Here is a 9185-nt window from a genome sequence, read left to right as displayed (position 1 = left end):
TCCCGCAGTCGATCGCCGCAACCCGTGCCATGCCCGCCAGCCTAGGCGACCACCGGAGCGCCTCACCTGACCACTCCGGTCCCCTCCGTCGTGCCTCGGCTCAGCAGGTCGCCGGCGGCGTCGTCGTGGTCGTCGTCGTGTCCGTGGTCGTGGTCGCGCCCGAGCCCTCCGCCGGAACCGAGTCGCCCGTGGCCAGCGCGCTCTCCGTCGTGGTCGTCGTGGGGTCGGTCGAGGGCGGCGGGGTGCACGGGGTGGTCGTGGTTGGCTGCGGCGCCGTCGTGCGCGGGCCGCCGGACGACGAGGTCGGCGCCGTGGACCCGGTGCTCGTCGGGTTGGTGGTGCTCGTCGTGCCGCCACCGCCGGGCGGTGCCGGCGGGTTCGTGGTCGGCGTCTGCACCGGTGGGAGGTCGCCGATCGAGGGCGGGCCGTACGCGAAGTTGTCGTCGCCGCCGTCGTCCGCCGGCGCGTAGTCACCCGGCATCGGCGTGAAGCCGTTCGCGTAGGCGTCCGCCCACAGCAGCACCGTGGCGACGTAGCTGTCGGAGTGGTTGTACCGGAACACGGCGGCCTTGCGGTCCGTGTCCTTCGACAGGTCCAGCCCACCCGAGCAGAGGAACTTGCCGGCCGCCAGCGTCTCGTCGTAGACGTTGTGCGGGCTCTTCACGCCGTCGTCGTTGCCGTCGGACGCGTACGCGAGCCACGTCGACGGGATGAACTGCATGTTGCCGACCGCGCGGTCCCAGCGGCTGTCGCCGTCGTAGACGCCGCCGTCGGTGTCGCGGATCGCGGCGAATCCGCCGCCGTCGAGCACCGGGCCGTAGATCTTCGGCACGGTGTCGCCGTTGTCGTCGACCTTGCCGCCCCGCGCGTGGTTCGACTCGATCCGGCCGATGCTCGCGAGCAGCGACCAGTCCAGGTTGCAGTTCGGCTGCTGCTCCGCGAGGACGTCGGCCGCGTTCTCGTACGCCGGATACATCGTGCTCGGGATGCCCAGCTCGTCCTCACTCGGCGCGTCGCCACCGAGCTTCAGCAGGCTGTCGACGTCGTCCGCGTTGTCGAGCAGGTAGGAGCCGATCTCGTCGTCCTCGTTCAGCCGTCCGGACGCGCCGACCTCGCTCGGGTCGGTCATGCCCTTCAGCCCGCCGCCGATGCCCCCCGCGACCTGGGGGACGCCCGCCGCGAGACTGATCGGCTCACCCGCGACCGCCGCCGCGACCAGTAGGACGGTGCTGGTCGCCGCCGCGAGCTTCCTGCGCCGCCGCCGAAGACGCCGCTCGGCTGATCTTCCGTTCGCCGCACTCACCTGTACCGAACCCCTTCGCGCCGTTTGCCGCGACGGACAGGTCGCCACCCGTCGCAGCCCGTGTGCCGCATGCCACCGTCTCACGAACCATCATCACAAGAAAGAGGTCAATCGACGGTCAAGTCGTCACTTTCCGCATGGCAGACGTAGATATGTGGGCGACAGGTTGCCCTTTCGGGTACACGAACTCGGCCAGGCGCGAAACTTGCCAGTTACCAGTCAGACACAGTCGCCGGCCGGCCAGTCCGCTTTCAGCAGTTCGACCGCCTCGTCCCCGAAGGGGTTCACGCCCGATCCGACGGCCAGCGCGTGGGCCACGTGCACGTGCAGGCACTTCACGCGGCCGGGCATTCCACCGGCGCTGACCTCGGTGCCGAGCGACTCGATGGCGTCCCGCTCGGCGAGGTACGACCGGTGCGCGGCGAGGTAGGCGGCGGCCAGCTCCTCGTCGCCGGCCAGCCGCTCGGTCATCTCCTTCATCAACCCGCTCGCCTCGAGCCGACTCGTCAGCGACGTCAGCCGGGGGCACGTCAGGTAGTACAGCGTCGGGAACGGGGTGCCGTCGGCCAGGCGGGGCGAGGTTTGTATCACCGCTGGATGCCCACTCGGGCAGCGGTGGGCCACGGCTCGGATGGCGCGCGGCGGCCGGCCGAGCTGCGCGGCGACCGCGGCGCGGTCGGCCTCGGAAACAGGCAGGGCTCCGCTCACTCCCTCGACACCGCGTTCCACAGCAGCTGGTACCACGACTCGTCCTTCGCCTTGCCCTTCTTCGGCTCGTCACCGGTCCCGGTGTCGTTCTCGTCGCCGCCGTCGTCCGGCAGCTCGACCATGTAGGGGGTCTCCCCCGGCATCACGTACCGCAACCGGCGCCGCGCCTCGGCCTCGACCTGCGCCGGGTCGTCCAGCTGCGCCTTGCGCTCCTCCAGCGCCTCGACCTGTGCCCGCAGCTCCGCCTGCCGCTGCTCCTCCACGGCCACGTCGTCGCGCTGGCCGAGGTAGGTCCGCAGCGGCACCGCGACCGACAGCGCCAGCGCGCACACCACGATCGCGAACACCGCGGCCCGCCGGGTGGTCGACAGCCCGAAGGCCGCCGCCGCGCGGACGGTGCGGCCGCGGCCCGCACGTCCCGGCACCACCGGCCGGGCGGGACGGCCGTCCTTCGGCCGGCGCACGCTCTGCGGGCGCCGGCCACCGGTGGTGCGCTTCCTGGGTTCGCGCGCGGGCACTTCGGCCATCAGCTCTCCGGGTTGAACCTGGGGAACGCGAGGTCGCCGGCGTACCGCGCGGCGTCGCCGAGGATCTCCTCGATGCGCAGCAGCTGGTTGTACTTGGCGGTCCGCTCGCCGCGGGCCGGGGCACCCGACTTGATCTGCCCGACGCCGGTCGCGACGGCCAGGTCGGCGATCGTGGTGTCCTCGGTCTCGCCGGAGCGGTGGCTCATCATGCTGCGGTAGCCGTAGGAGGTCGCGAGGTTGACCGCGTCGAGGGTCTCGGACAGCGTGCCGATCTGGTTGACCTTGACCAGCAGCGCGTTGGCCGCCCGCCGCGCGATGCCCTCCTCCAGACGCTCGGGGTTGGTGACGAACAGGTCGTCGCCGACGATCTGCACCCGCTCGCCGATCGCGTCGGTGAGCCGCACCCAGCCGTCCCAGTCGTCCTCGGAAAGGGGGTCCTCGATCGAGACCAGCGGGTAGGCGTTGAGCAGCTCGGTGTAGTACCCGGCCATCTGCTCGGCACTGCGCTTGGTGCCCTCGAACGTGTACGCGCCGTCGGCGAAGAACTCCGTGGCGGCGACGTCCAACGCGAGCGCGATGTCCCGGCCCACCGTGTAGCCGGCCTTCTCGATGGCCGTCACGATCAGGTCGAGCGCCTCGCGGTTGCTGCCCAGCGACGGTGCGAAGCCGCCCTCGTCACCCAGACCGGTGGCGAGGCCGCGGCCCTTCAGCACGGACTTGAGCGAGTGGTAGACCTCGGCGCCCCAGCGCAGCGCCTCGCGGAACGACTCGGCGCCGATCGGGGCGATCATGAACTCCTGGATGTCCACGTCGGTGTCCGCGTGGGCGCCGCCGTTCAGGATGTTCAGCATCGGCACGGGCAGCACGTGGGCGTTCGGGCCGCCGATGTAGCGGAACAGCTCCAGACCGCTGGACTCGGCGGCCGCCTTCGCCACGGCGAGGGACACACCCAGGATCGCGTTGGCACCCAGGCGCGACTTGTCCGGCGTGCCGTCCAGGTCGACCAGCTTCTGGTCGACGATCCGCTGGTCGACGGCGTCGATGTCCTTCAGCTCCGGCCCGATCTCGTCGAGGACGGCCTGCACCGCCTTCTCGACGCCCTTGCCCGAGTAGCGCTTGGCGTCCCCGTCCCGCAGCTCGACGGCCTCGTGCTCCCCGGTGGACGCGCCGGACGGCACCGCTGCGCGGGCCAGCGTGCCGTCGTCGAGAGCGACCTCCACCTCGACGGTGGGGTTACCGCGCGAGTCCAAGATCTCACGCGCACCAACCTGCTCGATAACCGCCACGTGCTTGCTCCTCAACCGGTTCAGGAAAGTCTCGCCGACGAGCGTACATAGCCCCTGGATTCCCCCGTTGGAGGCTCGCTCGGAACTCTCCGTCACCTTCTCGGCCGAGTCCACCGCCACCCTTGTGGATCTTTCTGGAACAGCCCGCGCGCGGGTAGCGTTGCAAGCACCATGACCGGAGACGCCCAGGAGACGTTCGAGGCGTTCCGCCGCGCGGAGTCGCTGGTGGCGCAACGCCGGCCCCTGGATGCCCTGGCCGTGCTCGCCCCGGTCCTCGAGACCGAGCCGGACAAGTCGTCCGTGCACCTGCTCGCCGGTCGCGCGTACCTCAACTCGGCCCAGCTCAGGCGCGCCGAGTCGGCGTTCCGGCGGGTGATCGAGCTCGACCCGACCGACCACTACGCGTTGTTCGCGCTCGGCAAGACCCTTCAGCGGATGGGCCGCCTCACTGAGGCGCAGACCCAGCTGCGGCTGGCCGTGGCCATGCACCCGGACCCGGCCTACCAGGAGGCGCTGGGCGAGGTCAGCGCTCGCATCTCCGTCGAGAAGGACCGCTAGAGCGCGGCGGCGGCCTTCGCGTACGCGTCCGCGCCGCTGAAGACGTCCTTGCCGTAGGTGACGGACTGGTTGTACTTCAGGACGGCCTTCCACCAGCCCTCGGCGGTGGACAGGTCGCCGCCGGAGGCGCACAGGTACCCGGCCGCGCTCAACGCGGCGTCGTCGATGTTCTGGGGGTCCGGGGCCGCGCCGTCCCCGCTCGCCCGCACGCCCCACCGCGCCCAGGTCGCCGGCAGGAACTGCATGGCGCCGACGGCCCGGTCCCACCGGGGGTCGCCGTCGAGCCGGCCGCCGTCGGTGTCCGGGACGGCCTTCACGCCCGGCGAGCCGTCCAGCGGGATGCCGATGATCGGCGGTGTCAGTCTGCCGTCCTGCCCGATCCTGGTGCCGCCGTACCGGCCGTGGTGCGACTCGACCCGGCCGACGCCGGCGAGCGTCGCCCAGTTGATCCCGCAGACGGGGTCGGTCTGCTTCGTCGCGATCTCCGCCCTGGCGTAGGCCAGCAGGCTCCGCGCCGGGATCTCCGTCTTCACCGACAGCCGCTTCGCCCACGCCTCGAGGTCCACCGACCCCGGCGCGGCCGCCGTGGCCGTCGGTACCGCGGTGCCCGGCGCCACGTCCAGCTCCGGCACCTCGAACGGCGGTGGCGGGGTGGGGGTGGACAGCGAGTCCGGCTGGTTCACCGCGACCACCACGACCGTCACACCGGCGACGAGCGCGGCCACCAACAGGATGAGTCCTCCCAGCCTGCGGCGGACCCGTCGGTCCGGCTCGGGTCTCTCGTACTGCGGTGGAACGGGGTAGGACACGGACCCAGGTTACGTATTCGTGACAGGTGACGGGGCTCACTGTGGTCCAGCTTGCCGCGAAACCTCCCGATCCGGCGAGATCTTCACCACGATGAACTGGGCAAACACCGCGATGCGGACAGTCCAGAACGCATTTGGGTTGCAGACTTCGGAGCCGGCTGGACAACGAAGGTAAGGCAAGCCTATTTTCACCCAGGTTAGGCAATCCAAAGCAGGGAGGCACCGTGCTGTTCAGCAGCGCGCTGATCGGGCTGCGCGAAGGTCTCGAGGCGGCGCTCGTCGTCAGCATTCTCATCGCCTTCCTGGTCAAGTCGGAACAGCGGGCGGCACTCAAGTGGGTGTGGGGCGGCGTCGCGGCCGCGTTGCTGATCTGCGTCGGCATCGGCACCGCCGTCGCCTACACGATCGGTGAGCTGCGGTTCGAGCAGCAGGAGGTCGTGGGCGGCTCGCTGTCGATCCTGGCGGTCGGCTTCGTCACCTGGATGATCTTCTGGATGCGCTCGACCGCCCGCACGATCGCCGCCGAGCTGCGCGGCAGGCTGTCCGACGCGCTGGCCATCGGGCCCGTGGCGGTCGCGGTCATGGCGTTGCTCGCGGTCGGCCGCGAGGGCCTGGAGACCATGGCGTTCTTCTACGCGAACGTCCGCACGGCCGAGACCGGCCCGGACGAGCCGCTGATCGGCTTCATCGTCGGCATCACCGCGGCCGTGGTGCTCGGCTGGCTGATCTACCGGGGCGCGGTCAGGTTCAACCTGGGGAAGTTCTTCACCTACACGGGCGTGCTGCTGGTGTTCGTCGCGGCCGGCATCCTCGGCTACGGCTTCCACGACCTGCAGGAGGCCGGGGTGCTGCCGGGCCTGAACACGCTCGCGTTCGACCTGTCGGGCCCGATGCCGGAGGACTCCTGGTACGGCGCGCTGCTCAAGGGCCTGCTCAACTACTCCGCCCAGACCACGGTCGTGCAGGCCGTCGTGTGGGTGCTCTACGTCGTGGTCGTGCTGACCGTCTTCCTGTGGCCGCGCAAGCGGACCGCGCCGCCCGCCGCCCCTGCCACCACCGTTGCCCCTGCCACCCCTGTCACCGTCAAGGAGCACTCGTGACCTCGACCCGTGTTGTTCTCACCGGCGCCCTCGCGCTGGTCGCACTGGCCGCCTGCGGCACGGCGACCCCGCAGGAGTCCTCCGGTGGCGCGATCGCCGTGGCCGCGACCGACAGCGGGTGCGAGGTGGCCCGCACGTCCGCGGACGCGGGCACGATCACGTTCGAGGTGACCAACAAGGGCAACCGGGTCACCGAGTTCTACCTGTACGCCGAGGGCGACCGGATCATGGGCGAGGTCGAGAACGTCACGCCCGGCCTGACTCGACGGCTGATCGTCGAGGTGAACGAGTCCGGGAAGTACCAGACCGCGTGCAAGCCGGGGATGCAGGGCAAGGGCATCCGCGGCGCGTTCACGGTGAACGGTGACGCGAAGAAGGCCACGGACGCCGACTCGCAGCTGGCGGAGGCGACGGCCAGCTACAAGCAGTACGTGAACTCGCAGGTCGTGGCGCTGGTGGACAAGACGAAGGAGTTCACGAGCGCGGTCAAGGCCGGCGACGTGGAGAAGGCCAAGTCGCTCTACCCGGTCGCGCGGATCTACTGGGAGCGCATCGAGCCGGTGGCGGAGAGCTTCGGCGACATCGACCCCAAGACCGACTCCCGCGAGGACGACGTCGAGGCCGGCCAGCAGTTCACCGGCTTCCACCGGCTGGAGAAGGACCTGTGGGCGCAGGGCCTGCAGCCGGACTCGGGCACGATCGCCGACCAGCTCCAGTCGGACATCGAGGACCTGGCGTCGCGCGCGAAGACGGTCGAGCTGACCCCGCTGCAGCTGGCGAACGGCGCGAAGGAGCTGCTGGACGAGGTCGCCACCGGCAAGATCACGGGCGAGGAGGACCGCTACTCGCACACGGACCTGTGGGACTTCCGCTCCAACGTGGACGGCTCGCAGGCGGCGATCAACGCGCTGCGCCCGGTGATCCAGGAGCGGAATCCGGGCCTGCTGACCACGTTGGACGACAGATTCGCGGCGGTCGACACCGTGCTGGAGAAGTACCGCGTGGGTGACGGGTTCAGGCTGTACACCGAGCTGACGCAGGACGACATCAAGCAGATGTCCGAGGCGGTCGACGCGCTTGGCGAGCCGATCAGCCAGGTCGCCGAGGTGGTGTCGGGAAAGTGACGCTCTCCCGACGCAGGCTGCTCGGCGTCGTCGGCGCCGGCGCGGCGGTCGCCGGCGCGGGCGCGGCCGCCGGGGTCCTGGCGAACGAGGCGCTGTCCGGCGACCCGGTGACGCACACGTCGGCCGCGGCCGACGCGGTGCCGTTCTACGGCCGCCACCAGGCCGGCATCGTGACGCCCGCCCAGGACCGCATGCACTTCGTGGCCCTGGACGTCACGACGACCGACCGCGCCGAACTGATCCAGCTGCTGAAGGACTGGACGGTGGCCGCGGACCGCATGACCCGAGGCCTGGAGGCGAAGCCGGACGGCGCGGTGGGCGGCCTGCCGGACGCGGCCCCGGCGGACACGGGCGAGGCACTGGACCTGGCGGCGTCGGCGCTGACCCTGACCATCGGCTTCGGCAGGTCCCTGTTCGACGACCGTTTCGGCCTGGCGCCCCACCTGCCCGAGGCACTGGCCCCCCTCCCCCACTTCCCGGCCGACGACCTGGACCCGAAGCGCTCGGACGGTGATCTCTGCCTGCAGGCGTGCGCCAACGATCCCCAGGTGGCCGTGCACGCGATCCGCAACCTGGTACGCCTGGGGTTCGGCAAGGTGGCGGTGCGCTGGTCGCAGCTGGGCTTCGGCAGGACGTCGTCGACGTCGAAGTCGCAGGCCACCCCACGGAACCTGTTCGGCTTCAAGGACGGCACGCGGAACCTGAAGGCCGAGGAAACGGACCTGCTGACCAAACACGTCTGGGTGGCCAAGGACGACGGCCCGAACTGGCTGGTGGACGGCACGTACCTGGTGGCCCGCCGGATCCGCATGCACATCGAGATCTGGGACCGCACCCCCCTGGCGGAACAGGAAGCGATCATCGGCCGCGCGAAGGGCACCGGCGCCCCACTGGGCCAGGTAGCGGAGTTCGACGAACCGGACCTGCACGTCCGAGGCGCGGGCGGCGTCCCGGTCATCGCAGATGACGCACACATCCGCCTGGCCTCGGCAGAGGCGCTGGGTGGGGCCCGAATCCTCCGCCGCGGCTACAACTTCACCGACGGCACGGACGGCCTCGGTCACCTGGACGCCGGCCTGTTCTTCATCTGCTTCAACAGGGACTCGAGGAAGCAGTTCGTCCCGATGCAACAGGCCCTGTCGTCGAAGGACAGCATGATGGAGTACGTGGAACACACGGGCTCGGGCCTGTTCGCGGTCCCACCGGGTGTGTCAAAGGGCGGCTACTGGGGCGACACACTGTTCGCATGACAATCGACAAGATCGCGTGGCTGGAACTGGCCGGCGGCCGAATCCTGAGCACGAGGTCCAAGGGCAAGACCGTCTACTACCTACCGGGCGGCAAGCGCGAACCAGGCGAGTCCGACCTGGACACCCTGACCCGCGAGGTCCGCGAGGAACTGGCGGTGCAGATCGACCCCGCCACGGCCGTACACGAGGGCACGTTCACCGCACAAGCACATGGCCACACAGCAGGCGTGCTGGTCCAGATGACGTGCTACTCAGCCCACTACGAAGGCACCCCAAGGGCAAGCAGCGAAATAGCAGAAGTGCGCTGGCTAACCTACGCGGACCGCGACAAGGTCTCCCCGGTGGACCAACTGATCTTCGACCACCTACACGAAACAAACCGCCTCAACTAACCACCCCAAGCAAGACGAATATCGAGGAAACAAAAGGACGCAAAAGGCCAGCTGCCTCCACCAACCCAGCCCGCCACCCGCCCTGCTTGCCCAACCCGCCCACTCAGCCCCAACCTCACTCGACCAAC

Annotated in this window: 10 protein-coding genes; 5 read left to right on the top strand and 5 right to left on the bottom strand. The window is 70.1% G+C overall.

Features of this window, described 5'->3' with window-relative positions:
• Positions 1–100 precede the first annotated feature (100 nt).
• The 4 genes from ACJ73U_RS18850 to eno form a co-directional block, all read right to left on the bottom strand.
• Complete coding sequence (locus ACJ73U_RS18850) at positions 101–1303, bottom strand: lytic transglycosylase domain-containing protein (protein ID WP_407778960.1); 1203 nt, start codon at positions 1301–1303, stop codon at positions 101–103.
• A 219-nt stretch (positions 1304–1522) separates the two neighbouring features.
• Complete coding sequence (locus ACJ73U_RS18845) at positions 1523–2011, bottom strand: DUF501 domain-containing protein (RefSeq protein ID WP_407778959.1); 489 nt, start codon at positions 2009–2011, stop codon at positions 1523–1525.
• Positions 2008–2538 (bottom strand): FtsB family cell division protein, encoded by a 531-nt coding sequence (locus ACJ73U_RS18840; RefSeq protein ID WP_407778958.1) that lies wholly within the window; start codon positions 2536–2538, stop codon positions 2008–2010. Before ACJ73U_RS18840 ends, ACJ73U_RS18845 begins: the two co-directional genes overlap by 4 nt.
• Positions 2538–3824 carry a phosphopyruvate hydratase gene (eno, locus tag ACJ73U_RS18835; RefSeq protein ID WP_407778957.1) on the bottom strand — a complete coding sequence of 429 codons (1287 nt, stop codon included), beginning with the start codon at positions 3822–3824 and terminating at the stop codon, positions 2538–2540. The genes ACJ73U_RS18840 and eno overlap by 1 nt, the downstream gene beginning before the upstream one ends.
• A gap of 171 nt (positions 3825–3995) precedes the next feature.
• Between eno and ACJ73U_RS18830 the strand changes: the two genes are divergently transcribed.
• Positions 3996–4382 (top strand): tetratricopeptide repeat protein, encoded by a 387-nt coding sequence (locus tag ACJ73U_RS18830; protein WP_407778956.1) that lies wholly within the window; start codon positions 3996–3998, stop codon positions 4380–4382.
• Here the strand turns inward: ACJ73U_RS18830 and ACJ73U_RS18825 are convergent.
• The gene (locus ACJ73U_RS18825; RefSeq protein WP_407778955.1) at positions 4379–5191 is read right to left on the bottom strand and encodes a lytic transglycosylase domain-containing protein; all 813 of its coding nucleotides are present in this window, start codon (positions 5189–5191) and stop codon (positions 4379–4381) included. The genes ACJ73U_RS18830 and ACJ73U_RS18825 overlap by 4 nt on opposite strands.
• A 224-nt stretch (positions 5192–5415) precedes the next feature.
• Between ACJ73U_RS18825 and efeU the strand changes: the two genes are divergently transcribed.
• The 4 genes from efeU to ACJ73U_RS18805 are packed head-to-tail and all read left to right on the top strand — an operon-like array spanning position 5416 to position 9057.
• Positions 5416–6291, top strand: a complete 876-nt coding sequence (efeU, locus tag ACJ73U_RS18820) for an iron uptake transporter permease EfeU (RefSeq protein WP_407778954.1) — start codon at positions 5416–5418, stop codon at positions 6289–6291.
• Positions 6288–7415 (top strand): iron uptake system protein EfeO, encoded by a 1128-nt coding sequence (efeO, locus tag ACJ73U_RS18815; RefSeq protein WP_407778953.1) that lies wholly within the window; start codon positions 6288–6290, stop codon positions 7413–7415. Before efeU ends, efeO begins: the two co-directional genes overlap by 4 nt.
• Positions 7412–8665: an iron uptake transporter deferrochelatase/peroxidase subunit gene (efeB, locus tag ACJ73U_RS18810; protein WP_407778952.1), complete on the top strand. Its 1254-nt coding sequence runs from the start codon at positions 7412–7414 to the stop codon at positions 8663–8665. Before efeO ends, efeB begins: the two co-directional genes overlap by 4 nt.
• Positions 8662–9057 (top strand): NUDIX hydrolase, encoded by a 396-nt coding sequence (locus tag ACJ73U_RS18805; protein ID WP_407778951.1) that lies wholly within the window; start codon positions 8662–8664, stop codon positions 9055–9057. Before efeB ends, ACJ73U_RS18805 begins: the two co-directional genes overlap by 4 nt.
• The last annotated feature ends 128 nt before the right edge of the window (positions 9058–9185 follow it).

Source organism: Actinophytocola sp., from assembly GCF_045807065.1.
Taxonomy (GTDB): domain Bacteria; phylum Actinomycetota; class Actinomycetes; order Mycobacteriales; family Pseudonocardiaceae; genus Actinophytocola.
This window is presented reverse-complemented; position numbering and strand designations above follow the sequence as displayed.

Coding starts and splice junctions, on each gene's coding strand:
- ACJ73U_RS18840 (WP_407778958.1), bottom strand. CDS start 2,538: ATGGCCGAAGTGCCCGCGCGCGAACCCAGGAAGCGCACCACCGGTGGC.
- ACJ73U_RS18830 (WP_407778956.1), top strand. CDS start 3,996: ATGACCGGAGACGCCCAGGAGACGTTCGAGGCGTTCCGCCGCGCGGAG.
- ACJ73U_RS18805 (WP_407778951.1), top strand. CDS start 8,662: ATGACAATCGACAAGATCGCGTGGCTGGAACTGGCCGGCGGCCGAATC.